General features: G+C 54.5%; 1 pseudogene. It reads left to right on the forward strand.

Annotation, left to right across the window (positions count from 1 at the left end):
• Window positions 1-602, forward strand: a pseudogene (locus tag BK120_RS35695) (BclA C-terminal domain-containing protein); the annotation flags it as partial.

Raw genomic sequence — 602 nt, forward strand, 5'->3', positions numbered from 1 at the left:
GTGACGTTTAACGGCAGCACTTATATCGTGAATACAGTTCCGCCAACAGGCACACCGGGAACTTCACCGGATTATACACTTCTTGCGGCGAGTGGTGCTACAGGTGCAACTGGCGCGACTGGAGCGGGAGTGACCGGTGCAACGGGAACAGATGGAGCAACAGGTGTAACAGGTTTCACAGGAGCAACTGGAGCTGTCGGTGCAACAGGTGCGACAGGAGTTGGAGTAACAGGAGCGACAGGAACGACGGGATCTACCGGTGCGACAGGAGTCGGTCTAAGTGGAATTGTAGTATTTGATCCACTCGCAGCGCCAGGCTATCCAGTAGGCCAGGTCGTAACGTTTAATGGAAGCACGTATATCGTGAATACGTCGCCACCAACAGGCACACCGGGAACATCGCCGGATTATACGCTGATTGCAGCGAGTGGTGCTACAGGAGCAACGGGCGCGACTGGAACCGGGGTAACGGGTGCTACGGGATCTACCGGTGCAACAGGAGTCGGACTGAGTGGAATTGTAGTATTTGATCCACTCGCAGCGCCAGGCTATCCAGTAGGTCAGGTCGTAACGTTTAATGGAAGCACGTATATCGTGAATAC

It is taken from the genome of Paenibacillus sp. FSL A5-0031, assembly GCF_001956295.1.
GTDB lineage: Bacteria > Bacillota > Bacilli > Paenibacillales > Paenibacillaceae > Pristimantibacillus.